Here is a 24,007-nt window from a genome sequence, read left to right as displayed (position 1 = left end):
GTTCAGCCATCATATGCTTCTCGATCACCTTAGGATAAACAACCAGGCCGTCAACCACATTCAGACACAGATCCAGTATGCCATCAATAGCAAGGAATCCTTCCGGAATGGAAAGACGCTTGTTTGCTGAATCATCCAAAGTTCTTTCAAACCACTGGGTAGCAGAGGTGATAGCTGGATTCAGCGCATCTACCATCACGTATCTGGATAAAGAAGCAATACGCTCACTTCTCATAGGATTTCTCTTGTATGCCATAGCAGAAGATCCGATCTGAGACTTCTCAAAAGGCTCTTCCACTTCTTTCAGATGCTGTAAAAGACGGATGTCATTGGACATCTTATGTGCACTGGCTGCAATACCAGCAAGGATATTTGCAACACGGGTATCAACCTTTCTGGAATAGGTCTGGCCGGATACCGGATAGCATGCCTTAAATCCCATCTTCTGTGCGATCATCGGATCGATCTTGTCGATAGTCTCCTGGTTTCCGTCAAAAAGCTCCAGGAAGCTTGCCTGTGTACCTGTAGTACCTTTGGAGCCAAGCAGCTTGATGGTTCCCAGTACATACTCCAGGTCTTCCAGATCCATAAGGAACTCCTGACACCATAAGGTAGCTCTTTTCCCTACTGTGGTAGGCTGTGCAGGCTGAAAATGTGTAAAAGCCAGTGTGGGCTGATCCTTATACTTGTCTGCAAACCTGGACAGCTCTGCAATAACATTCACCAGCTTCTTCTGAACCAGCTTCAATGCTTCTACCATAATGATGATATCTGTGTTGTCCCCTACATAACAGGAGGTAGCTCCCAGATGGATGATTCCTTTTGCCTTGGGACACTGCACTCCGTAAGCGTACACATGAGACATTACATCATGACGGACTTCCTTTTCCCTTGCTTTTGCCACATCATAATTGATGTCCTCTGCATGGGCTTTCATCTCATCGATCTGCTCCTGGGTAATATGAAGCCCCAGTTCTTTCTCTGTCTCTGCAAGTGCGATCCACAGCTTTCTCCAGGTACGGAACTTCATATCCTGTGAAAAAATATACTGCATCTCTCTGCTTGCATAACGCTCGGATAACGGACTTGTGTATCTGTCTGTGCTCATCTTCGTTCTCCTATTTTCTTTGTATATTCAGGAACTGGCAGTTCCTGCACATGATAAAATGTATGTTTCCCCGCTTTTTACGGATAAACATACTCATTCGCTTAAAATTATATAACATTGCCCATGCAAAAGCAACCAAAAAGGCATCAACCCTGATGGAATTTACCCAGGAATTCCTTCATACGGGCATGTTCGGATGCAAAAACCTGCTCGGGTGTGCCTTCTACAGCGATCACACCATCATCCATAAAAATAATCCTGTCTGAAATATCTCTTGCAAAAGTCATTTCATGAGTTACGATCACCATGGTAATATGCTCTGCAGCAAGGGCCTTGATCACCTTCAGGATCTCACCGGTAAGCTCTGGGTCCAGTGCAGAAGTAGGCTCATCAAAAAACAGAATATCCGGATTCATGCAAAGTGCTCTTGCAATGGAAACCCTTTGCTGCTGACCGCCGGACAGCTGATAAGGATATGCATCCTCCTTTCCTTCCAGCCCCATCTTTTTAAGAAGCTCTCTTGCCTGTACCAATACCTCTTCTTTTTTGCGCTTCTGCACACGCATGGGTGCATCAATAATGTTTTTCATCACAGAAAAATGGGGAAAAAGGTTAAAGTTCTGAAATACAAGCCCTACTTCCCCGTTTTTTACGATCTCGCCGGCATCTGGTGTCTCAAGCCCTGTTGCACACCGAAGCAGCGTGGACTTTCCGGAACCGGAAGGCCCAATGATGCTTAACACTTCTCCTTTATCTACCTCCAGAGAGATATCTCTTAACACATCCAGAGCGCCAAAGCTTTTCTTAATATGTTTCATTTCAAATAATATCATTTTACTTTTCCCCCTTATTTGTAGTAATTCATCATTTTCTCAATCTTGTTCATAGCTACAGCTACAATAAGGTTAAAAATGTAATAAAAAATGGCAGCAACCAGAAACGGAGTCATGGTAGTCTGGGCACTTGCAATCTGTTTGGCAATGGTAAACATTTCGGCAACAGATACTACAAAAGCAAGAGATGTATCCTTTACCAGAGTGATCACCTCATTGGTGATAGACGGAAGGATCCTTTTGATAACCTGTGGCAGGATGATCCTGAAAAAGGTCTGGGACTTGCTGTACCCAAGAATCTGTGCTGCCTCATACTGTCCTGCAGGCATGGATTCGATCCCGCCTCTGTAAATCTCAGCAAAATAAGCGGCATAATTGATGGCAAATCCGATAAATACTGCGATCAGACTGTAACCTCTGGATATACGGATTCCAAAAATAAAGTAAGGGCCAAAATATACCACCATCAGCTGCAGCATCAGCGGTGTTCCTCGCATCACCGAAATATACGCAGATACGATTCCTTTCAGTATTTTGTTCTTTGACATTCTCCCAAAACATATGAGAAGCCCCAGCGGCAGGGAACAGATCAAGGTCACAAAGAAAATTTCCACAGTAGTGACCATTCCGCCTGCCAGCTGTTCCAGCATTGTACTTAAATCCATATACTTTCCTCCATTAGCACAACAACAGAGGGTGCAAGCTGTACCCTCTGTCTGTTATACATTCGTCCTGTTTTATTCTTCCGGCTCTATACAGCCGTCGTCAAAATTTATCACTCTGCCTCTGTTTCTTCTGCTTCTGTATCAGCTTCTGTATCTGTTTCTGTTTCACTGTCATCTGCCGCCTGTGCATCTTCTGCCTCAGAAGTCTCCTGTGCATCATCGTCTCCGATGCAAAGCATATCAGCAACCTCATACTGCTGGGCAAGCTCCTCTACTTCGCCAGCCTCATACAGCTTCATAACCTCTGCCCATACAGTATCTCTCAGTTCTTCATTGCCCTTCTTAAAGCCGATACCATACTGCTCACTCTGAATAGGCTCATCCATGATCACATATTTGCCCTCTTCTCTTTTGGACAGCTGATATTTAGCAACTCCGATATCAACAGCAATAGCATCTGCTGCACCTGAATCCAGGTTCATAAATGCTGTATTGTAATTCTCATTCTCAGTAAGAGAAGCGAAGCTTGCTGTCAGGTCTTTATTGTCATCATTGTTCAGTGCGTCCAGTGCAGCGGATGCAGTCTGTACAACCACATTCTTACCAGCCAGGTCTGACAGCTTCTCAATACCGGAATCTGCTGCCACAACCATTACCTGCTCATTATTCAGATATGGGTCTGACCATGTATAATCATCCTCACGGCCGTTAATGGTAAATCCATTCCAGATACAGTCAATAATACCGGAATTCAGGTCTGCATCCTTGCTGTCCCACATAATCGGTGTTTTTACCAGCTCCCAGCCAAGATTGTCGCAAACCTTCTGAGCCAGATCAAGGTCAAAGCCTACATATTCTCCATCGTCATTCATATATCCAAAAGGCGGATATTCTGCATCAAAACCTACCACCAGTGTTTTGCTGTCTGCATCTGCATAAACCGGAACAACAGATACCATTCCCACTGCCATCACTGCTGCCAGAACTGCAGCCATCATCTTTTTCTTCATATTTTGATCCTCCTCTTCGTCTTCCTTTAAAAAGCTTCCTGTTCAAAAGCCATTCTTTTGGTAACTGTTCACTGCCTGATGAATCGTTACCATTTCTTTAGTACGTAGTCACTCTACCGTATTAAAGCATGTTGATATGGTAGCATAGGAATCCATAGCTGTCAAGAGGAGTTTTTATTCAGGAACCTGTGCTTCTATGATATTCTTTTGTAAATTTTTCCAGGCACTCATCAATATGCTGAGAATACACCGGTATCTCCGGCTTCTTGGCAAACCGTTCCAGAGCCTGCTGCACAGCCTCCTTTGCCTGTTCACTCACATTCAGGGCAGTAAGACGGCTTTCATATTCAATAGGTGTCCGGATGCTTTTATAAGCAAGAAGATAAGTGATCAGGGACTGTTCTGTTTCATCCAGCTGATACGCATGCCAAAAGCATTCCACCGCCTTTTCCATTTGGAAAAGATAGCTGCAGGCACACCCCAGATTGTGATAGATCTGTGCTGTAAGCCCTGCCTGTCCCTGCTCCAGTCCTTCTTTTTGAAGAAGCTTCTCATATACATGGATGGCACTTACCAGCATCCCGTTCTCTACCAGTGCATCTCCCTTTTTCTTCTCACGGACTACTGGGGCTTCTGCATCCATCTTAGAAAGCTTTGCATTTAATGTGCGAAGCTCTTCATATGTAAGATAATTGATCTCCTTGAAAACAGGATAAAGAATATCCTCTGCACTTGCAAACTTGCCCAGATGGGGGCGAAGCTTTGCAGCCAGCCTGGGAAGTTCCAGCTCCTGGGCGATCCAGCTGCACAAGGCTTCATTGATGATCGTCTGATCCACCAGGTAAATATTGTGATAAAGATAATAGCACAGTTCTTCCAGTGTATAGATATTGGTGCTGATATTCTGGATAAAATAAGGAGATCTGGCTTTTTTTGTCTGACATAAAATATATCCGCTCATTCCTTGTTCCTCCTTACCACTTCACGGAATCTTTCCATACCTTGCCGCTGGAAGGGTACATTTCTCCAAATCCAAGATCCTTAACTGTGATCCTGCACAGATCCTTGGAAATATACTGTAGTTCCAGGGAAAGCCTGGTAGTTTTATTTGGACGCACAGGCAGTCCTGGAAGCCCCATGGAAATACGTTTTTTCCCTTCCTGCCCCATGGTACTCACCACAAATACCAGCTCCTTTGTATCATCCAGGATCAGTTCACAACCGGCTTTGCATTCATACCAGTTCATTCCTGCATGGATCAGCGGATAGTAGGTAGGTGATCCCATCACCCGCATCTCCATACCTACATCTGTAAGCACCAAGGAAGGACTGAGATAGCGGTAGCCTTTCAGATTCCTGTCCTCTGTTTTTTCCTTGCCTGCTCCGCAGGCTCCTTTTGCAAAAAGATTGTTCCCAAAATACACTTTTCTTCTCTGCTGGCACAATAGTCTTACAGACTGCCTGGCCCACTTTGGGTCAAATCCTCTGCCGGTGATCTGGATGCTGGAATACAGATCTGTTCCCAGAGTTTTCTGAATAAAACCCAGAAAATCCGAATCACGGTGCAGGGCTGCTTTTTCTCTGGAAGCTTCCGCCTCCTCCGTCAAAAACCCGGTAAGGCTGCAATCTCCCAGATCTTCCAGCTGCACCAGTACAGGACCTCCGCCCTGCATCACCAGCTTACAAAACCGCACCCTGTCCCCGTTAAAATCATACCAGCCTACGCTTCGGTTCCAGGTCTCTCTTTTTTGGGTCATAATATAGTAGAAAAAGCTTTCTCCATAATCAAGAAGCAGATACTTATCCTCTGGAAAGCCCAGTGCCTGGCATGCTCTCTGAAGATTAGAAACTTGCACCTGATCCAGTTCCTGTACAGTGATCACCAGACATTTGGTATTTTTCACCACATCCATTACACCTAAGAATTTCAGCATTCCTTTTAAAAATATTGCCAGCAGCTCCCAAGGCTGTTTCGTCTTAGTGCCCACCTGAACTGCTTCCTCTTTCCTGCAAAGATCATACAGGTTGTCGATCAGAACACCTCCACGGTCTCTTGCAAAATATTCAGCCTCCAGACCTACACAATAATCCTTATGCTCTCCTCTGTGGCAGAGAAGGGTGGGTGCTTCAAACTGTTCACTGCCCACCTTCATGGAAACAGACCTGGGCTCATCACCCTTTCTGTCATAATAACAGATCTGGGAGTATTCCTTGCCAAAGTCAATCCCAATAATCAAGTCCCGAATCTCATTCATCCCTTAGTCCTCTTTCCTGATGACAAACATCTCATTCACATACTGTTCCTGCCGCAGATACTGTTTCAGCTTTGCAGCTACTTCTGCATCCTTGTCCAGCTTTCTGGCTGACAGGATCTGGTTGATCATCTGATATTTGCTGCCAGGTGCGCCTTCCACCCGGCTCATAGTCATAGTACGTTCTGCAGTCTTTTTTATTTTTCCTTTGTATTCTGACTGGAAGTAATAATGCAGGGTTTCCCCATAGAAAAGTGTAAATGACTTTGTGCGGATCCCTTCGTATATATCATAAAGCGGTTCATTTTTGTATTCCGGTTCTGCTCCAAGGCCAGTATCCAATGCATAAAACAGTGTAACCTTACACTTTGGGCTGCCATGGAATTCTACATATGTCTTATCATCCAGCTGATACGGGCTGAGAAGCTCTGCAGATAATTTATGGAAAAAGGCAAACTCCATGTTTCTGTCCATGCATTCCTTCAGAAGCTCTCTCTCCATAGAAAGGATCTCTTCGCTTTTTCCTTTTTCCCTTACAAGTTCTTTAAAAAGTGCCAGATGGCAGACTAAGTCCACCGGCCACTTTTCCAAATATGCTTTTTTCAGGGATTTTTTCACAAGACTGCTCATGGAAAACTCTTTAACAAAAATCCCATATGCCACCTGTGTCAGATAAGCGCCGATCAGTCTTTCTTTTCCTTTATGCTTAATATAATCTGCCAGAATACTCTCTCCCTCTTTTCGATAATCAGAGGTAAAGATCAGAAGCCCCAGCAGCTTTTCTTCCATATCGTAAGTATCCATTTCAAAGCCTTTGGCGCTTTTCCAGATAGAAAACATCTCGTCCATTGGCCCAAACCTGTACTTCATCAGATACTGAAGGATCACTTCATCATAAATCCCGCTTCTGTATACTTCAGATGCCAGCGCCAGCAATTCTTCGTCCTCTGCCATTTCACAGCGGATGATCATCCTGCTTACCAGCTTCAGAAGGCTCTTCATATCCAGTCCTTCAAAGCCGAACTCTTCCACAATGGCTGCTGCCTGCGGAAAAAGCCCTCTGGAGATCAGTACAGACAGCAAGGTTTCCCTGTCTACCAGTGCATATTCCCTGCAGTCCAGCCCTTTTCCAGGTATCCGTCCAGGTCTTCCCCATGGATATGACCAGCATAATAATCCAGGATCTCTTTGCGGATCCCTCTCCTGTAATCACAGCTCGCTCCAGGAAGTCCGGCCAGTTTCTGGAAAAGTTCCAGATCATCCCTGGAAATAGGATGCTCCATACAGTAGTGAAGCAGCACACCTGTCTCCTCCACACCAAAAGACAGCACCTTTGGCATCATCTCTTCTTCATCCAACATCTTTTTCAGATTATATCCTACTGTAGAAGCATACCGTCTCTGCTGCTCATCCTGGAAAAGGATCACCGCATCCTCTGTATAGATCCTAGGGTAGGCCACCCCCTGTACGCAAGGATACACTTCTTCCTCAGCCATCTGGCTGTGCTTTACGATCACACTGCGGATCTTCTTATCATCACAGAAGAGCCGGTAAGTAAACATCCTGCCGGCAATAGCATTTGCCTCTTCCTTTGTCTTTGGATCTGTAAGAAATTCCTGATAGATTGCCGCATAATGTTCATTCATACATCCTTTGACAGCTTTTTCTTTGCAAAAGCAGCCATGCTCTTCTGATAACTCTGGTAATTTGCAGGATCTGCTTCTTTATCCGCAATCACCCTGGAATAAATGAACGCTTTCTTGCTATCCCCCAGCGTATCATTATTATAAGTAAAATACATAAGCAGAGGCTTAGGCAGTTCCTGCTGGCCTGCCATATCCATGGTCTCCACATAGTACTCATACAATCTGGTGATCCGCAGTCCCCTGCTGTACAGCCCGGGCTGTACCATATAAAGTACTCAGGCTTCCTGGCATCCCCTTTTATGATATATTTGCACACTGCTTCCAGGGTATCCTCAGATGGAAAGCACTCGTACCCTTTTGCCAGTACACGATAAAGGCTTGCATTATAATTCTTCTCATATCCGGACAGATAGGCAATACGCATGGCCAGCTCTGGGGTAAGAAGATCCCTTCTTGCAGCAAACAAAAACACCTGTACCCAGAACCCATTTAATCTGTGCAGAAGGGAAATATTCCTGCTTACCAGTTCCCAGGCCTCCAGATATAAAAACGGACTTTTACAGCCTTTTTCATAAAGCTCCTCCATCATAAAGATCGCCTTGGATGATGACTGGCAAAGCTCAGGATCCTTTCTTAGCAATACCCATAAAAGAGTAAAACTATCCTCTTTCTGCATGTGGAAATTGCGAAGCTTCCTAAGAGCCTGCTCCTGATCTCTGTAAATCCCTGTTTCCACACACAAATACAAGTAAAATCCTGCAAATTCCAGGTCATCCTTTGTAAAGGCTTTGTCCTGGTATTTTTCAAGGATCTGCACTGCTCCTTCATCATTTCCTTCCTGATGGAGCAGAAAAGCTTCATACATCTGATATTCCGGATAATCACATCCATTTTCACGCAGCTGGTTCAGCTCATAATGAGTGCTTGCCGCCCATGTGGAAGCATCCATCTTATTGCACCTGAAATCCAGATAGTCCTTAAGGATAGCCAGTTTGTGCTGCTCCTCCACCACCCGAACATTAACCTCTACCTTTGGTGTTCGTGACACCAGAAGTTCATATGTAAGCTGCTGATAAGGACTTTTTACTACGATCTTACCGAACTGGTTGCCTGCCCCCAGCTTGTCACAGCTGATCAGATAATCCACTTCATAATAGCTGCCGATAAAATCTTCATCTGTAACAACCTTTTTGGGAATCTCCAGGAAATCTCCATATGCTTCTATTTCCAGACGCAGATGTCCCCATCCGCTTCTGTGGATATGAAAAGCCTCCTGCATATCCTGCTTCACTTCGTAGTATCTGGCACCAGGGTCTTTCAAAGAAACGCTCACCTGCTCTTTCATGCCAATGCCGATGAGAAATTCCTCCAGATGCTGGTAAGTCACCGGCTGTCTGGAAAGGCCGGCAAAAAGAGCCTTTTTCTGTTCCTCTTCATTCTTTAACAAAGAAGAGGAAAAAGAAGGATCAGTAAAAATAGAAAGGCTTCTCTGAAATCCTTTTTTGCGATCTGGCGGAACTTTTCCAGATCACTAACTATACCTTTCGCTGTTTTTAATTCTTCTTTTTCTACATGTATCTCAAAACCAAGTCTGTATTCTCCGATATTGGTGGTAAAGCAGATCCAGCCTTCCAGATCCTGTCCTGGTTCCATGCCTACTGCATCAACACCATATGGCAGGCAGACTGTTGTTCCTGTAAACTTATCAAGACCCGGCACCAGCCGTCTGGAGGAGGATGTAACATATCCCCGGATCCTGCAGTTATCTTCGGTTCCAATATATACCTCACCTCGTCTGGTCTCCCCTGCTTTTCAGGGTCAGGGAAATCTTTTCTTTTGAAAAAAGAAGATGGGGCTTGTTCATATTCAAATTTTCCATTTAATAGCTGTTCTGTTTTTTTTCTTCAAGATTCCTTCACCTTACTGTCTTTTGTTATTCACTGTACTGTTTTCCATTATAATGATTTTACCGCTCTATTTCAACGCAAAATTAGAAGCAAATCCAAGTTGGAAAAGCACCAGCCTCCATTTTGCAGCATAGAATATAGAGAAATCCCTTTCGAGGTGCGGACTTGAAGACTTTCCAGAAACCCCTGACTCCTGCGCAGGAACGCTTCTATCTTCAGCAATACCAGGAGGGAAATGAAGAGGCAAAGAAAATCCTGATAGAGCGCAACCTCCGTCTTGTAGCCCATATCGTTAAAAAGTATCAGGGCGGCGAGGAAGACCTGGATGATCTGATTTCCATCGGCACCATCGGTCTGATCAAGGCGATCTCCACCTTTGATCTTAGCAAATCCACCCGGTTGTCCACCTATGCAGCTCGATGTATTGATAATGAACTCCTTATGATGTTCCGCTCCAGAAAAAAATTTTCCAGGGAGATTTCTCTTTATGAACCCATTGGCACGGATAAAGAAGGAAACGAGATCAGCCTTTTAGATGTGATTGAAAGTCCTCTAGTCGATGTGGTGGAAGATTATTCCATACGTGAAGATTTAAAGCTTCTTTTTCAGTCCATAGATAAGGTTTTAAATGCCCGGGAATACCAGGTGATCCGCCGCCGTTTCGGTCTTTTCGGCCAGCAGGAGCTGACACAGAAGGAAATTGCCAGACAGATGGGCATCAGCCGTTCCTATGTTTCCCGCATTGAAAAAAATGCCCTGACCAAGCTTCGGAAATTATTTCCGGCCGGGCAAAGGCATTTTTCATAAACAGCAACCGTTCTGCATTCACGGTCATCGTAAATATGTCTATTATTCTTCCTCTCTTCGCAGGATATCATACTCCTGGATATCTGCTCCAAGATCGATCCACAGCTTCTGCTGGGCATGAGGTGCACTCTCCATAGATGTGCCATCACAGTCGTAGATCCCACGGACAGTCACATCCAGATTCTGTCCGTCCGGCTTCATGATCTGTATGGTTTCACCTACGGAAAATTTATTTCTCTGCGTGATCTGTATACGGCCGCTTTCATCAACAGCCTCTGCAAAACCCAGATAAGTAAAATTCTTCTCATAGGTATTATCTGTATAAATCTGGGTATTGCTGTCCGGCTTCCCGTAAAAGAACCCGGTTGTAAACTGACGATAGGTACAGTTTGAAATCTGTTCCTGATACCAGGGCATATTCGCCTGATATTTTTCAGGGGATTCCATATAATCATCAATAGCCTTCCTGTAGGTACGGGCAACTGTTGCAACATACAGGGCTGTTTTCATCCTGCCTTCGATCTTCAGACTGTCGATGCCGCTGGTCATGATGTCGTCCATATGCTCTACCATGCAAAGATCCTTGGAGTTAAAAATGTAAGTGCCTCTTTCATTTTCATAAACCGGCATATATTCGCCAGGACGCTTCTCCTCTACGATAGAATATTTCCATCTGCAAGGATGGGTGCAGGCTCTCCCGGTTGGCATCTCTTCCCACCATATAATTACTGAGAAGACAGCGGCCGGAATAAGAGATACACATTGCACCATGGACAAAGGTTTCTATCTCCAGATCATCCGGAATATGCGCCAGGATACTGGCGGATCTCTTCCAAAGACAACTCCCTGGCTGTGACTACACGCTTTGCTCCAAGCCTGTACCAGAAAAGGAAAGTTTCATAATTGGTATTATTGGCCTGTGTACTGATATGGCATTCGATCTCAGGGCAGATCTCCCTGGCATAGGTAAATATACCCGGATCTGCAATGATCAGTCCGTCCGGTTTCAGTTCCTTTAATTCTTTTAAATACTCCCGCACCCCGTCCAGGTCATAATTATGCGCCAGGATATTCACAGTAACATATACCTTCACTCCATGCTCATGGGCAAAGGCAATCCCCTGAAACATATCTTCATGAGAAAAGTTCTTTGCTTTTGCACGAAGTCCGAAAGCTTCTCCACCGATATATACTGCATCGGCTCCGAAAATAACTGCGATCTTCAGTACTTCCAGACTACTGGCCGGAACAAGCAGTTCAGGCTTTTTTAATGGCTCTCCCATTTTTTTCCTCCTTCTTCACACTTACAGTCACTCCGTCTCCCAGGGGAAGAATGGAGGTTTCCAGTAATGGATCATGTTTCAGCTGATACAGATACTCCCGCATTCTTTTGTAGATCGTCCGGTCACGCCTTTCCACAATGTAATGGGACTCTATCAGATTCCCATCCTGCAGCACATTGTCAGACAAAAGAACCCCGCCTTTCTTCACAGCAGGGCGAATCACATCCGGAAGCCAGTGGATGTACTGTCCCTTTGCAGCATCCATAAAGATCAGGTCATAAGAGCCAGAAAGACCGGCCAGTATCTTTGTTGCGTCCCCTTCCAGAAGGGTGAGAATCTTCTGACTCCTGCCTAGGCTTTTCTGAAGTTCTCCTTTGCCAGGGGAATTCTTTTTTCGTAATTTTCTATAGTGGTCATGTCTAGTCTGCAGGACCGTATTCGCACATAAGAAGTGTGGAGAAGCCAATGGCTGTCCCCACCTCAAGAATGCGCTTCGGTCTTTGTAATGCCAGAAGCATCTTTATGAAGCTTTGCATTTCCCTGCGGATCACCGGAACCCTTTCCTGCAAAGCATACTGCTCCAGTTCTTCAAGAAACGGTGTATTCCCGGTATCCAGGGAATTGATAAAGGTCCGCATTCTCTCTTCTACGATCACGAATTGCTTACCCCTTCCTGCTCTGTATCTCCTGCAAGGATCCCCATGATCCTGGTAGGTGTATATGCTGTACTGAGCAAATATGTACCGGCTTTCAGCTTTCCTTTGTAATTGGATAATTTCTCCTGTACATAGAACACCTTGGCATCCTTGATCAGTCCTTTGGCTTCCAGAATCTCTCCGATCTGATATTCGGAAGATCCTTCCGGGATAACAACAGTTACTTCCTGTCCATCCCCAGGGCTCATTCCCTGTTGGTTAAATATGTCATATCCAAACTGATAGGTAGTCTTTCCTGCCCAGAATATAAAAACTGCAACGCATACGTACAATGCGATCCGGAACACCCCGCCGGCAAAAACCAGTCCGGCTTTTCCTATCTTGTCTCTGGTATTTCCCATTACAACCTCCTTTACATAGGCTTTCCTGTGGCTGCCTGTCAGAACTCCGGAATCTGTATATGGATTCCTTCTGTCACACGGATACAGATTTTCTGCATCAGCCTGCATAAGGCAAGCTCCGCATCCAGATATGCATTCACCTGGGGATTCCTGCGAAGCTCTTTGGACTCCCGTGACAGCTGTTCTGCCGCCTGGAACAGGTCATCCCTTCCGGTCTCATTCTGCATCCGGAAATTATTACTGCGGAATTGAAAAACCCTTGCCTTCAGATCCGGATCCTGATCCAGGAGTTCTTCCTGTTTTTTGTATTCCTGATATTCCCTGCTGTTTTTAACAGCATCCAGCAGGGAATCGATCTTTTCTTCAATTACTGTGGTATCCATTTATTTCTTTTGTACCTCCCTGGAGACTATGCCTCCATAATAATGGGCAGGATCATGGGACTTCTCTTTGTCCGCTTCCATACATAATCGCTTAATGCATCTTTCACATTTGTCTTGATCTTGCTCCAGTCTGTGATATTCTTCTCCAGACATTCATCCAGTGCATTCTCCACTGTCTCTCTGGCATGATCCATCAAGTCCTCTGATTCCCTCACATAGACAAATCCTCTTGAAACAATATCCGGTCCTGCAAGAACTACATTGCTGTGACGCTCAAGTGTCATAACAACGATCATGATCCCGTCTTCTGCAAGATGCTGACGGTCACGGAGCACAATATTCCCTACATCACCTACACCAAGTCCATCCACAAGGATCGCACCAGTATGCACCTTGCCAGTTACTTCAGCACCCTGGCCATCCATCTCAAGCACACAGCCAGATGAAAGAATGAATATATTCTCATCAGAATATCCCAATTCTTCTGCAACATGCTTCTGTGCAGTCAAATGGCGGTACTCACCATGTACAGGAATGGCATACTTAGGACGAACAAGGGAATAGAGAAGCTTGATCTCCTCCTGGCAGGCATGTCCGGAAACATGGGCATCCTGGGAAAATAACCTTTGCCCCCTTCATGGAAAGCTCATTGATCACTTTGGATACAGCCTTCTCATTGCCAGGGATAGGGTTGGAGCTGAAAATAATCGTATCATTAGGCTTGATAGTGATCTTCTTATGGATATTGGCTGCCATACGGGAAAGTGCTGCCATAGACTCTCCCTGGCTTCCGGTAGTGATCAGTGCTACCTGCTCATCCGGATAATTCTTCACCTGATCGATCTCGATCAATGTCTGATCCGGCACCCGAAGATATCCCAACTCTGCCGCAGTGGTGATAACATTTACCATACTGCGGCCTTCTACTGCCACCTTCCTGCCAAACCGATATGCAGTATTAATGATCTGCTGTACACGGTCTACGTTGGAAGCAAAAGTGGCAATAATGATCCTGGAAGATTTATGCTCATTAAACAGATTGTCAAAAACATGCCCCACTGTCCGCTCAGACATGGTAAATCCCGGACGCTCTGCATTGGTACTATCGCACATCAATGCCAGCACGCCCTTCCTGCCTATTTCTGCAAAACGCTGCAGGTCAATGGCATCTCCGAATACAGGTGTATAATCCACCTTAAAGTCTCCGGTGTGGACAACAATGCCTACCGGCGAGTAAATAGCCAGGGCTGATGCATCCTGGATACTGTGGTTTGTTTTAATAAATTCAATGGAAAAATCACCAAGATTGATAACCTGTCCATGCTTTACTTCTTTTAATTTGGTTGTCCTGGTAAGATTGTGCTCTTTCAGCTTGTTGGCGATCAGCGCCAATGTCAGCTTTGTGGAATAGATCGGCACATTTACATCCCGGAGCACATAAGGTAATGCCCCGATATGATCCTCATGACCATGTGTGATCACAAATCCTTTAACCTTTGAAATATTATCTTTTAAATAAGTCACATCCGGGGATCACCAGGTCGATGCCCAGCATATCATCCTCAGGGAAAGCAAGACCGCAGTCCACTACTACAATGCTGTCATCATATTCAAAAGCTGTAATGTTCATACCGATCTGCTCAAGTCCTCCCAGTGGGATGATCTTCAGCTTCTTGCCTGTATAACCGGACTTTCTGCCTCTTTTTGCCACAGCCTTTACAGGATTCTTTGGGAGCTGCCTGGATGGCTTTTCTGCCAGTTTTTCTGCCGACTTTGGTGATGGCTTTACAACTGCCTTTGTTTCTGGTTTCGCAGCAGCTTTTACTGCCGGCTTGCCTGTACTTTTCGGATTCTGTCTGTTGTAGCCTGATTTTGATTTGTATTTATAATTATAATTTTTCTGTTTTGTGTTTGTGGACTGTTTTTTGGTTCCCCACATAGCAGCCGGTGACTGCCCGCTGCTGTTCCTGTTCTCATTGTTTTCGCTTTTCAATCGCTTCGTCCTCCATTTTATGCTTCAAGGTCCACGTCATCTAACATTTGGGCAAAGACTCTGGATATAGCTTCAAGCTCCGAATCATCCTGGATCATCTCATAACAGGCTTCCTGACTGTCTTTCTCAGAGATATCCTTCAAAATATAGGCATTTGCTTCATCATCCTGTGAATCAGAAACAAGAAGATAGGTGATCCCTGCAATTGTGGTCTGCTCTTCAACATAAAATTCTACGATTCCGTCCTCGGACTGAAATTTGATCTTTTCCATCAGATATTAACCTCTCTCACTGCATCTTCCCGTCCGTATGCGTCCAGGTAACTCTGCAAAATAAAAATAGCCGCCAGCTCATCCAGATACTGTTTGCGGTTCTCACGCCTTACTCCTGATTCCATTAATGTACGGTTCGCTTCTACTGTAGTCAGTCTTTCGTCCCACATAACAACAGGCAGGCCTGTACGTCTCTCCAGCATTTCTCTAAATTCCAGAGATTTCAAAGCCCGCTCTCCTACTGTATTATTCATGTTCTTAGGATATCCAAGTACAATCCGTTCCACCTGGTAATCCTCCACAAGTTTCTCGATCTGTGCAAGTGTCTGGCGAAGCTTATTCTCCTGCTTGCGCCAGATCGTACTCACACCCTGTGCTGTTATGCCTAACGGATCACTCACTGCAACTCCCACAGTCTTAGAACCGTAATCTAATCCCAGAATTCTCATAATCAGCCTTCCCAGGATCTGTTCTTAATATACTCGGTAAGAAGCTCTTCTACCAGTTCGTCACGTTCCACTTTCATGATCATGCTTCTGGCTCCCTTATGGCTGGTGATATAAGTGGGATCACCAGACATAATATAACCAACGATCTGATTCACAGGATTGTATCCCTTTTCTTCCATTGCATTGTACACCAGGTCAAGGATCTCCTTAACTTCCAGATCCTGATCCGGTTTTGAACGGAAATACTGTGTACTTCCCAGATTGTTCTCTGCCATTGTCTCTCACGTCCTTAAAATTATTTCTTTTTTATAATAATATAATTCTCAGTAAAATACAATCAAAACTTTCCAAGGAGCATATGCTGGTCCAAAAAGTCCTCTGCCTGAAGTGTGATAATATCATTTATACCATACCCTTTGGATTTCTCCACTGCCAACTTTACATACTCCTTACTGTGTCCCAAATAATATTCTCTGTCATTTACCTGGATTTCTTCTTCCAGAAGCACTTCCAGCTTCTGCCCAAGAAGAGATCTTTCATATTCAGCCGCATGAATGTGATGCATCTGAAGCATCTGATCACTGCGTCCTGCTTTTACAGGCTCCGGGATCTGTCCTTCCATAGCTGCTGCCTTAGTGCCCTGACGCATGGAATATTTAAAAATATGGGTTTCATAAAAATGAATGCTGTCCACAAAATTCTTTGACTGTAAAAACTCTTCTTCTGTTTCCATTGGAAAACCTACGATCACATCTGTGGTCAGCGCAGGATTAGAGAAATATTCCCGCAACAGCTCACACTTCTGCCTGTATTCATCACTTCTGTATCTCCGGTTCATACGCTGAAGCGTTGCATCACAGCCGCTTTGTAAGGAAAGATGAAAATGGGGACAGATTTTCGGAAGGCCGGATAAAGTCTGGGCAAACTCCCGTGTTACGATCCCAGGCTCCAGGGAACCCAGGCGGATCCGCCGGATCCCGTCGATCTGGTGTACTTTCTGTATCAGGGACAGAAGTGTTTCTTTTTCTTCTTCCGGAAAATCCACACCATAGGAAGACAAATGGATCCCTGTAAGCACCACTTCCTTGTATCCTGCATCCGCCAGTGCCTGCACTTCCTCCAGCACATGTTCTGCTTTCCTGCTGCGGACTCTGCCTCTTGCATAAGGAATGATACAATAAGTACAGAACTGATTGCATCCATCCTGTACCTTGATATAAGCACGCACATGCTCTGCTGTTTTCTGGATAGTCAGTTCTTCGTATTCTTTTGTCTGGTTGATTTTGATCACATGGGCAGTCTTTTCCCTTGCTTCCTGATATTCCTCCAGCGCCTGTACAATGTTCTTTTTCTGGTTATTTCCAAGGATCAGATCCACCGCCGGATCCTTATCCAGTTTTCCCTGATCAGTCTGCACATAACACCCGGTAGCCACTACCACTGCTTCCGGATTCATTTTTTTTGCTTTATGAAGCATCTGTCTTGATTTACGGTCTGCGATATTGGTAACAGTGCATGTATTGATCACATAAACATCTGCCCCAGGTTCAAAAGGTACGATCTCATATCCGGCCTGTTCCAAAAGCTGCTGCATGGCCTCTACCTCATAGGCATTTACCTTGCAGCCCAGGTTATGCAGTGCTGCTTTTTTCTTCATATTTTCCGATTCCTACTTTCCTTTCATGAATGCCTACAGGCATTCTTACTGCAAGATGTGCGTCATACAACGTATAACATGCTTCTGCAGCGTTTTTATTTTTTATACAATTTCACTAATTCTTTCGATTTTTTTTATCTCTTTTCACCTTGACTTTTAGTATACGCACAGGTAAGATGAAACCTGTAAGATAACGTAACAATTCAGCCGGCAGCATCCTGTCAGTTACTGAACCGTTACAAATAACAATTATCCCAAGGGAGGTTATTAAAATGAAAACAGTAAAAATCTCACTTAACTCTATTGACAAGGTGAAAGCATTCGTTAATGAAATCAGCAAATTTGACTGTGACTTTGATTTAGTATCCGGCAGATATGTTATTGACGCTAAGTCAATCATGGGTATCTTCAGCCTTGACTTATCCAAGCCTATCGACCTGAACATCCACGCTGACGGATCCGCACTTGACGGTGTAATGGATATTATCCAGAAATATACTGTAGAATAATTTTCGTCATCACCAGCCATCTGGGGAGGAACTGTACACAGTTCCTCTTTTTTTATCTTATCTCAATCACTTCTGTGGTTCTTAATGCCTCATCCATCAGCTCCTGGATCTTCTCAGAAAGCTTCTCCTCTGAACGGCTGATCACCTTCAGATTTGGCTTTGTTACCGGATGCTTTGCCACAAAAATGGTACAGCAATCTTCATAAGGAAGGACAGAAGTATCGTATGTTCCGATCTCCCAGGCTCTTTCCACGATCTCCTGCTTATCAAATCCGATCACAGGTCTGTATACAGGCAGTGTACACACCTCATTGGTAGCAGCAAGGCTCTGCAGGGTCTGACTGGCCACCTGACCGATGCTCTCTCCTGTGATCAATCCCAGACAATTGTCCTTCTTAGCAAAATGCTCTGCGATCCTCATCATATAGCGGCGCATGATAATGGTCAGTTCATCATGTGGACACTGATCATAAATATATAACTGAATATCGGTAAAGTTTACTACATGGAGGCGGATAGGACCGCTGTATTTTGCTACCAGCTTTGCCAGATCCACAACCTTCTGCTTTGCACGCTCACTGGTGTACGGCGGAGCATGGAAATAAACAGCCTCAATCTTCACTCCACGTTTTGCGATCATATATCCTGCTACCGGACTGTCAATACCGCCGGAAAGCAGAAGCATTGCCTTGCCATTTGTTCCAACCGGCATACCGCCTGGTCCCTTGATAGCCTGAGAATAAACATAAATCTTCTCACGGATCTCCACGGAAAGTGTAAGCGCAGGCTCATGTACATCTACCTTTGCCTCCGGAAAGGCATCCAGAATACTACCTCCAAGCTTTGCACTTACTTCCATAGATGGAATGGGGTAAGATTTCTTTGCCCTTCTTGTATAGACCTTAAAAGTGCCTGCATATCCTGGATGGCATGCCTGCATATAAGAAACCACATCCTTTGCCATCTGGTCAAAGCCCTGATCTTCATAAATCACAACAGGGCAGATATATACGATGCCAAATACCCTTTTCAGAGCTGCCACTGTATCTTCATAATCATATTCTTCCGGGCAGAATACATAAATGCGTCCCTGCTCCTTAACAACCCTGAAATCCCCTTCTATTGCAGAAAGGGCAATATTCATCTGCTTTACAAGGGCATCCTCAAACAGATATCTGTTCTTTCCCTTGATGGCAATCTCTGCATACTTGATCAAAAATGCATGATATATCATTAATTCTCCTCCTAATGCCTGGAATATCTGCGAAGTACAGGAACCACTTCCCGAAGGACTTCCAGACAGTAATCAATTTCTTCAAATGTATTTTCTTCTGAAAAGCTGAACCGAAGCGTGCTCTCTTTCTGGGGAGCCGGCATTCCCATGGCAGCCAAAGTACCTGCTGCTTTACGTTTATGGCTGGAGCAGGCGCTCCCTGCTGAAACATAGATCCCCCGGTCTTCCAGTGTATGGAGCAGTACTTCGCTTCTAATACCAAGAAAGCTGGCACTTAAGATCTGTGGTGCCCCTTCCCGTAATCCCATACCATTCAGGCACACATCATCCAGCTTTAAAAGCCCCTCTGCCAAGTACTCCTTCAGCTGATAAAGATGCTCCCTGTTTTCCTCCAAATGATCATAAACCATCTGTGCGGCTACACCAAGACCTGCGATCCCCGGCACATTGTCTGTACCGGAACGCATCCCATCCTGCTGTCCACCGCCAAGGATCTGGGGCTGTATTTTCGCTTTTTCGTTGATATATAAAAAACCAACCCCCTTGGGTCCGTGCAGCTTGTGACTGCTTACAGACAACAGATCAATACCTGTTTTTTTAGGATGAATGGTATATTTTCCAAATGCCTGGATAGCATCCACATGGTACAAAGCCTTAGGGCTTTTCTCATGGACAAGCGCTCCGATTTTTTCCACAGGCATCACTGCACCCACTTCATTATTTTCACATACATGGTAGAAACAAGAATCGTATCCGGACGAAGTGCTTCTTCCAGGGCTTTCATATCTACCACACCTGTATGATCTACTGGAAGGACTGTAACTTCATAGCCCATTTGCGCCAGCCTTTCCATTGGCTGTCCTACTGCTGCATGCTCCACTGCTGTAGTGATCACGTGTTTTCCACTTCTTGCATTTGCCTGGGCTGCCCCAAACAGGGCAAGATTATTGCTTTCTGTCCCACCGGATGTAAAAAAGATCTCTTTTTCCTTTACTTTCAGGATCCTTGCAAGGATTTCCTTTGTATCACGGATGTATTTTTCTGCCTCCACACCCTTCTGATGCATGGCTGAAGGATTACCGAAATCCTCTGTCATTGTTTTTACCACGATCTGTGCGACCTCTGGATAACATCTGGTTGTGGCTGAATTATCAAAATATGCTTCCATCTTATCTTTCCTCCAGCTGAAACATCAGTACTGACAGGATCGCCATTCCTGCTGTCTCTGTACGCAGGATCCTGTGCCCCAGTGTGATCTGTCTTGCTCCATGCTCCATGGCAAGCCGGACCTCTTCTTCTTCAAGACCGCCTTCAGGACCAATGAATATCCCTACGCTCATCCCTGGCTTTACCTGAGACAGAATCTGCCGTGTTTCTTCCATTCCCTTTGCATTCTCATACGGAATCAGACAAAGATCCATCTGTCCGGCAAAATCCAAAGCTTCTTTTGAAGGACATTACCGGCTCTACCTTTGGAATGATCATCCTTCTTGACTGCTTTGCACCGCCTTCTGCGATCTGCTGCCATCTTTGCTGTTTTTTCTGGGCTTTCTTGGCATCAAGCCGTACCACACACCGTTTCATCTCTACCGGGATAATGGAATAAGCCCCAAGCTCCACTGCTTTCTGTACGATCAGATCCATCTTATCCCCTTTGGGAATCCCCTGGAAAAGATACAGCCGGGTGGGAAGTTCATAGTCCGGTCTGGAAATATAATAGATTTTAAGTTCTATCTGTTCCGGTGAAAGGGATTGGATGCTGCAATAATATTCCCTTTCGCCTCCTGCACTGATCCAAAGCTCTTCACCTTCCCGCATACGGAGCACATTCCGGATATGGTTCACATCATTTTCCCCCACAGATCAGGATCTGTCCTGCAGCTTCATCTACCTGTCCAGGTTCTACAAAAAATCTCTGCATGCTTATTCCTTTCTTGCTGTCACACATACCCACTAGCCCCTGATGGGTCGATCTCTTCCACCAAAAGGCCGGCAGCTTTCACAGCCTGTACCACCGTGTCCTCTTTCACATCCAGGATCCCTGATGTTACATAATAAGCGCCCTTTTTCATATGGCTTACCACTTCCGGTGTCAGGGCAACCAATACATCTGCCAGAATGTTGGCTGTTACAAGATCATACTTCTCATAGCCTGCCTGATCCTGAATCTTCTTATCGTCAATAATATTACCGATCATCATATCAAAGGCATCATCCGGGATCCCATTAGCTTCTTTGTTCTCTGCGACTGCAGGAACTGCACAGGGATGGCCAGGATACTTTGTGCCGACTCACATGGGCTGCTCCCAGTTTCAGGCCTACAATGCCTAGAATACCGCTTCCTGTGCCTACATCCAGCATCTGCGTATCTTTATGGACCAGCTTTTTCAGCTGACGGATCACCAGCTGTGTTGTCTCATGCATACCAGTGCCAAAAGCAGTGCCTGGATCGATATGAAGGATCATTTTCCCTTTGTCCTCTTCTTTAACCTCTTCCCAGGAAGGTACGATCAGAATATCATCTACATAAAACTGATGGAAGTATTCTTTCCAGTTATTGATCCAGTCCTTATCCTCTGTCTGGGACTGCTCAATACTGCCCTCTCCAATATCCATATAAGAGCTGACCTCATCCAGTGCCTGGCGCACATTTTTCAGTGCTTCTTCTGTATCTTCATCTTCTTCAAGATAAAAATTCAGATATGCGATCCCGTCATCCTCCGGACAATCAGGCATAATATCTACAAACATCTGTGCTTTATCTTCATCTGTAAGAGGCTGCTTGTCCTGGATCTCCACGCCCTCAATGCCTACATCTGCAAGAGCTGAAATGATCACATCCTCTGCCTCTGTTTTTGTCTTAATGGTGAAACGATTCCACTTCATCTAAATTTCCTTCTCCTTTCCATATCTTGTGATTTAACGCCTCAAAAATACCCATCAGCTTCTGGTAACGCTGCTTTTTACTGTAAAATCTCCAGAATATTTCCACAAGTGCCACTCCTGCCACAGCATCTACAATATAATGCTGCTTCAATACCTGGGTGGAAATAATGATCAGTGCTGCAAATACAAAGGAAAATCTCTGATACCACACAGGAATCTCCTTGGCTCCCTTAAGTCCACGATAGCACATCCAGCTTACATAACAATGGATCGAAGGAAAAAGATTAGATGGATGCACACCTCCATCCATAGCATACACAATACCCAGGATCCTTTCAGAAATGGTGCCATCTGTCAGCTCCGGCCGGATATTGGTAGTAGGGATTACAAGGAATAAAATAAAGCAGGTCAGATGAATGGTCAGGTCTGTGGCCACAAATCTGTAAAATGTTTCTTTCCCCCTTCTTGCAGACAGAAGATATCCAATCGCCCAGAAAGGGAATGCCAGGATATAAAACCACACAAATGACGGAACCAGAGGACAGCCCGGTCAAATCCCATGGTAAAGTCAAAATGATGCCTGTTTGCAGTAAGAAGATCACTTCCCCAGTAGATCAGGCAATTAGCTGCCAGGATAGTCAGAAGCGGGATCAATGCCCATCTGGGTACATATTTATCAAGAAATTCTTTCCATTTTGCTTTTTCTTTCAAAGCCGACTACTCCTTTTCTATATTAGGTCTAACCCTTAATATACAATAAGACACAAAAAAAGAAAAGAGGTGAATCCCTCTTTTCTCGTATTTCTCACCATCAAACCTTTGTTTTACTCTTCAAAAGTCTCTTTTACTCTTGTCCATGAAGCTTTTTTTCTTCTTTTTCAGAGCCATCCCCCTTTGCTTCAGCAGGACGGTTGCCACAAGCTTCATCAAATCTGCGAAGGGCTTCTTTGGCTTCTTCATTCAGCCCTGTAGGAACCTGAACAACCAGAGTAACATAATGGTCACCACGTATATTCTTATTCCGCAGGGAAGGAACCCCTTTGCCTTTCAGGCGGATCCTTGTATCTGTCTGTGTGCCGGGCTTCACTGTATATACCACATCTCCGTCCACAGTACTGATCTTCACATCTCCACCCAGTGCTGCCTGAACATAAGTAATAGGAGCTGTGGAAAAAATATTCATATCCTGTCTCTGGAAAATAGGATGACGAGCCACGTTTACTTCAACAAGAAGATCTCCTCTTGGTCCTCCGTTTACTCCTGGCTCACCCTTCTCACGGATGCGGATGCTCTGTCCATTGTCAATACCTGCCGGTACGGACACCTGGATCTTCTTCCTGCTGGAAGTATAGCCGGTACCCCGACAAGCGGAACATTTTTCTTTAATGATCTTTCCGGTTCCATGGCAGTCCGGACAGGTCTGTACATTACGCACCATGCCAAACATGGACTGCTGGGTATAGACGATTCTGACCTTCCCCGTTACATCTTGGACAGGTAACCGGAGATGTACCCGGTTTTGGCTCCTGTACCATGGCAGGTAGTGCATTCATCTTTTAAATGTGATCTCCAGCTCCTTATCACATCCGAAAACAGCTTCCTCAAATGTAATATTGACTCTTGCACGGAGATCGGCACCCTTTGTAGGCCCGTTATTCGGTCTTCTCCTGCTTCCGCCTCCAAACAGATCGCCAAATATGTCCCCGAAAATATCTCCCATGTCTGAACCTGAGAAATCAAATCCGCCAAAGCCACCGGCACCACCGCCGCCGCCATTTTCAAAGGCTGCATGCCCGAACTGATCATACTGCTTTCTTTTCGCAGGGTCACTTAGCACGCTGTAGGCTTCTGTGGCTTCTTTAAATTTTGCTTCAGCTTCTTTATCTCCCGGGTTCACATCCGGATGATACTTCTTGGCTAACTGTCGATATGCTTTTTTCAGTGCTGCATCATCCGCATTCCTGTCAACACCAAGAACCTCGTAGTAATCTCTTTTATCAGCCATAGTCTCTTTTCCCTAATATAAATTATTTAGAACCTTAACATCGGCTGCCGC

The 24,007-nt window shown here is 44.9% G+C and carries 18 protein-coding genes and 9 pseudogenes; 2 read left to right on the top strand and 25 right to left on the bottom strand.

What is annotated here, in order from left to right; genetic code table 11:
* From purB to R1Y93_RS01695, 9 genes and pseudogenes are all read right to left on the bottom strand, one after another.
* Nucleotides 1-1,108, bottom strand: a 1,108-nt coding sequence (gene purB / locus R1Y93_RS01735) for an adenylosuccinate lyase (protein ID WP_500821405.1), incomplete at its 3' end; no start/stop codon positions are given.
* Between the two features lie 146 nt (nucleotides 1,109-1,254).
* Nucleotides 1,255-1,941 carry an amino acid ABC transporter ATP-binding protein gene (locus R1Y93_RS01730; RefSeq protein ID WP_500821404.1) on the bottom strand — a complete coding sequence of 229 codons (687 nt, stop codon included), beginning with the start codon at nucleotides 1,939-1,941 and terminating at the stop codon, nucleotides 1,255-1,257.
* Between the two features lie 14 nt (nucleotides 1,942-1,955).
* A complete protein-coding gene (locus R1Y93_RS01725; RefSeq protein WP_158421100.1) occupies nucleotides 1,956-2,606 on the bottom strand; it encodes an amino acid ABC transporter permease in 651 nt (216 codons plus the stop codon).
* Nucleotides 2,607-2,716: 110 nt separating this feature from the next.
* Entirely contained in the window at nucleotides 2,717-3,616 is a 900-nt protein-coding gene (locus tag R1Y93_RS01720; RefSeq protein WP_500821403.1) for a transporter substrate-binding domain-containing protein, read from the bottom strand.
* A 178-nt stretch (nucleotides 3,617-3,794) separates the two neighbouring features.
* Nucleotides 3,795-4,577 (bottom strand): hypothetical protein, encoded by a 783-nt coding sequence (locus R1Y93_RS01715; protein WP_500821402.1) that lies wholly within the window; start codon nucleotides 4,575-4,577, stop codon nucleotides 3,795-3,797.
* Nucleotides 4,578-4,590: 13 nt separating this feature from the next.
* Nucleotides 4,591-5,871: a DUF5716 family protein gene (locus R1Y93_RS01710; protein ID WP_500821401.1), complete on the bottom strand. Its 1,281-nt coding sequence runs from the start codon at nucleotides 5,869-5,871 to the stop codon at nucleotides 4,591-4,593.
* A gap of 3 nt (nucleotides 5,872-5,874) precedes the next feature.
* On the bottom strand, nucleotides 5,875-6,951 hold the full coding sequence (locus tag R1Y93_RS01705) for a DUF5717 family protein (protein ID WP_500821400.1): 1,077 nt from the start codon (nucleotides 6,949-6,951) through the stop codon (nucleotides 5,875-5,877).
* Nucleotides 6,952-6,962: 11 nt separating this feature from the next.
* Nucleotides 6,963-7,705: pseudogene (locus tag R1Y93_RS01700) on the bottom strand (DUF5717 family protein).
* Nucleotides 7,603-9,269: pseudogene (locus R1Y93_RS01695) on the bottom strand (DUF5717 family protein). Before R1Y93_RS01695 ends, R1Y93_RS01700 begins: the two co-directional pseudogenes overlap by 103 nt.
* Before the next feature lie 317 nt (nucleotides 9,270-9,586).
* Between R1Y93_RS01695 and sigK the strand changes: the two are divergent.
* A complete protein-coding gene (gene sigK, locus R1Y93_RS01690; protein ID WP_500821399.1) occupies nucleotides 9,587-10,228 on the top strand; it encodes an RNA polymerase sporulation sigma factor SigK in 642 nt (213 codons plus the stop codon).
* A 42-nt stretch (nucleotides 10,229-10,270) separates the two neighbouring features.
* Here the strand turns inward: sigK and R1Y93_RS01685 are convergent.
* The 9 genes and pseudogenes from R1Y93_RS01685 to mtaB all read right to left on the bottom strand — a co-directional run bounded on the left by R1Y93_RS01685 (nucleotide 10,271) and on the right by mtaB (nucleotide 17,322).
* Nucleotides 10,271-11,511, bottom strand: a pseudogene (locus R1Y93_RS01685) (peptidase U32 family protein).
* Nucleotides 11,486-12,167 (bottom strand): annotated as a pseudogene (locus tag R1Y93_RS01680) (O-methyltransferase). Before R1Y93_RS01680 ends, R1Y93_RS01685 begins: the two co-directional pseudogenes overlap by 26 nt.
* Nucleotides 12,164-12,568: an endolytic transglycosylase MltG gene (locus tag R1Y93_RS01675; protein WP_500821398.1), complete on the bottom strand. Its 405-nt coding sequence runs from the start codon at nucleotides 12,566-12,568 to the stop codon at nucleotides 12,164-12,166. The pseudogene R1Y93_RS01680 and the gene R1Y93_RS01675 overlap by 4 nt, the downstream one beginning before the upstream one ends.
* Before the next feature lie 38 nt (nucleotides 12,569-12,606).
* Nucleotides 12,607-12,951 (bottom strand): YlbF/YmcA family competence regulator, encoded by a 345-nt coding sequence (locus R1Y93_RS01670; RefSeq protein ID WP_500821397.1) that lies wholly within the window; start codon nucleotides 12,949-12,951, stop codon nucleotides 12,607-12,609.
* A gap of 26 nt (nucleotides 12,952-12,977) precedes the next feature.
* Nucleotides 12,978-14,890, bottom strand: a pseudogene (locus R1Y93_RS01665) (ribonuclease J).
* Nucleotides 14,891-14,961: 71 nt separating this feature from the next.
* A complete protein-coding gene (locus tag R1Y93_RS01660; protein WP_158421091.1) occupies nucleotides 14,962-15,216 on the bottom strand; it encodes a DUF1292 domain-containing protein in 255 nt (84 codons plus the stop codon).
* Nucleotides 15,216-15,665, bottom strand: a complete 450-nt coding sequence (gene ruvX / locus R1Y93_RS01655; protein WP_500821396.1) for a Holliday junction resolvase RuvX — start codon at nucleotides 15,663-15,665, stop codon at nucleotides 15,216-15,218. The genes R1Y93_RS01660 and ruvX overlap by 1 nt, the downstream gene beginning before the upstream one ends.
* Nucleotides 15,666-15,667: 2 nt before the next feature.
* The gene (locus tag R1Y93_RS01650; RefSeq protein ID WP_158421089.1) at nucleotides 15,668-15,940 is read right to left on the bottom strand and encodes an IreB family regulatory phosphoprotein; all 273 of its coding nucleotides are present in this window, start codon (nucleotides 15,938-15,940) and stop codon (nucleotides 15,668-15,670) included.
* Nucleotides 15,941-16,002: 62 nt separating this feature from the next.
* Nucleotides 16,003-17,322, bottom strand: a complete 1,320-nt coding sequence (mtaB, locus tag R1Y93_RS01645) for a tRNA (N(6)-L-threonylcarbamoyladenosine(37)-C(2))-methylthiotransferase MtaB (RefSeq protein WP_500821394.1) — start codon at nucleotides 17,320-17,322, stop codon at nucleotides 16,003-16,005.
* Nucleotides 17,323-17,594: 272 nt separating this feature from the next.
* On the opposite strand from mtaB, the gene R1Y93_RS01640 reads away from it, so the two are divergent.
* The gene (locus R1Y93_RS01640; protein WP_158421087.1) at nucleotides 17,595-17,831 is read left to right on the top strand and encodes an HPr family phosphocarrier protein; all 237 of its coding nucleotides are present in this window, start codon (nucleotides 17,595-17,597) and stop codon (nucleotides 17,829-17,831) included.
* A 52-nt stretch (nucleotides 17,832-17,883) separates the two neighbouring features.
* Here the strand turns inward: R1Y93_RS01640 and thiI are convergent, their stop codons facing one another.
* From thiI to dnaJ, 7 genes and pseudogenes are all read right to left on the bottom strand, one after another.
* Nucleotides 17,884-19,065, bottom strand: coding sequence for a tRNA uracil 4-sulfurtransferase ThiI (gene thiI / locus R1Y93_RS01635; protein WP_500821393.1), 1,182 nt, complete (start codon nucleotides 19,063-19,065; stop codon nucleotides 17,884-17,886).
* Between the two features lie 11 nt (nucleotides 19,066-19,076).
* Nucleotides 19,077-20,233 (bottom strand): annotated as a pseudogene (locus R1Y93_RS01630) (cysteine desulfurase family protein).
* Nucleotide 20,234: 1 nt separating this feature from the next.
* Nucleotides 20,235-20,986 (bottom strand): annotated as a pseudogene (locus R1Y93_RS01625) (16S rRNA (uracil(1498)-N(3))-methyltransferase).
* A gap of 2 nt (nucleotides 20,987-20,988) precedes the next feature.
* Nucleotides 20,989-21,951, bottom strand: a pseudogene (gene prmA / locus R1Y93_RS01620) (50S ribosomal protein L11 methyltransferase).
* On the bottom strand, nucleotides 21,926-22,474 hold the full coding sequence (locus R1Y93_RS01615; protein ID WP_500821392.1) for a phosphatase PAP2 family protein: 549 nt from the start codon (nucleotides 22,472-22,474) through the stop codon (nucleotides 21,926-21,928). The pseudogene prmA and the gene R1Y93_RS01615 overlap by 26 nt, the downstream one beginning before the upstream one ends.
* The gene (locus R1Y93_RS01610) at nucleotides 22,372-22,662 is read right to left on the bottom strand and encodes a hypothetical protein (RefSeq protein WP_500821391.1); all 291 of its coding nucleotides are present in this window, start codon (nucleotides 22,660-22,662) and stop codon (nucleotides 22,372-22,374) included. Before R1Y93_RS01610 ends, R1Y93_RS01615 begins: the two co-directional genes overlap by 103 nt.
* Before the next feature lie 113 nt (nucleotides 22,663-22,775).
* Nucleotides 22,776-23,956, bottom strand: a pseudogene (gene dnaJ, locus R1Y93_RS01605) (molecular chaperone DnaJ).
* Nucleotides 23,957-24,007 lie beyond the last annotated feature (51 nt).

This window comes from Blautia sp. HA3515 (genome assembly GCF_059933065.1).
Note: the sequence above shows the minus strand (reverse complement) of the source record. Positions and strands in the feature narration are given on the sequence as shown.

Excerpts from the sequence above, each read along its gene's own strand:
- R1Y93_RS01660 (WP_158421091.1), bottom strand. The coding sequence starts at position 15,216 with ATGGAAAAGATCAAATTTCAGTCCGAGGACGGAATCGTAGAATTTTAT.
- R1Y93_RS01675 (WP_500821398.1), bottom strand. The coding sequence starts at position 12,568 with ATGGGAAATACCAGAGACAAGATAGGAAAAGCCGGACTGGTTTTTGCC.
- R1Y93_RS01720 (WP_500821403.1), bottom strand. The coding sequence starts at position 3,616 with ATGAAGAAAAAGATGATGGCTGCAGTTCTGGCAGCAGTGATGGCAGTG.
- thiI (WP_500821393.1), bottom strand. The coding sequence starts at position 19,065 with ATGATATATCATGCATTTTTGATCAAGTATGCAGAGATTGCCATCAAG.
- R1Y93_RS01710 (WP_500821401.1), bottom strand. The coding sequence starts at position 5,871 with ATGAATGAGATTCGGGACTTGATTATTGGGATTGACTTTGGCAAGGAA.
- R1Y93_RS01715 (WP_500821402.1), bottom strand. The coding sequence starts at position 4,577 with ATGAGCGGATATATTTTATGTCAGACAAAAAAAGCCAGATCTCCTTAT.
- R1Y93_RS01725 (WP_158421100.1), bottom strand. The coding sequence starts at position 2,606 with ATGGATTTAAGTACAATGCTGGAACAGCTGGCAGGCGGAATGGTCACT.
- mtaB (WP_500821394.1), bottom strand. The coding sequence starts at position 17,322 with ATGAAGAAAAAAGCAGCACTGCATAACCTGGGCTGCAAGGTAAATGCC.
- R1Y93_RS01650 (WP_158421089.1), bottom strand. The coding sequence starts at position 15,940 with ATGGCAGAGAACAATCTGGGAAGTACACAGTATTTCCGTTCAAAACCG.
- ruvX (WP_500821396.1), bottom strand. The coding sequence starts at position 15,665 with ATGAGAATTCTGGGATTAGATTACGGTTCTAAGACTGTGGGAGTTGCA.
- R1Y93_RS01640 (WP_158421087.1), top strand. The coding sequence starts at position 17,595 with ATGAAAACAGTAAAAATCTCACTTAACTCTATTGACAAGGTGAAAGCA.
- R1Y93_RS01670 (WP_500821397.1), bottom strand. The coding sequence starts at position 12,951 with ATGGATACCACAGTAATTGAAGAAAAGATCGATTCCCTGCTGGATGCT.
- R1Y93_RS01730 (WP_500821404.1), bottom strand. The coding sequence starts at position 1,941 with ATGATATTATTTGAAATGAAACATATTAAGAAAAGCTTTGGCGCTCTG.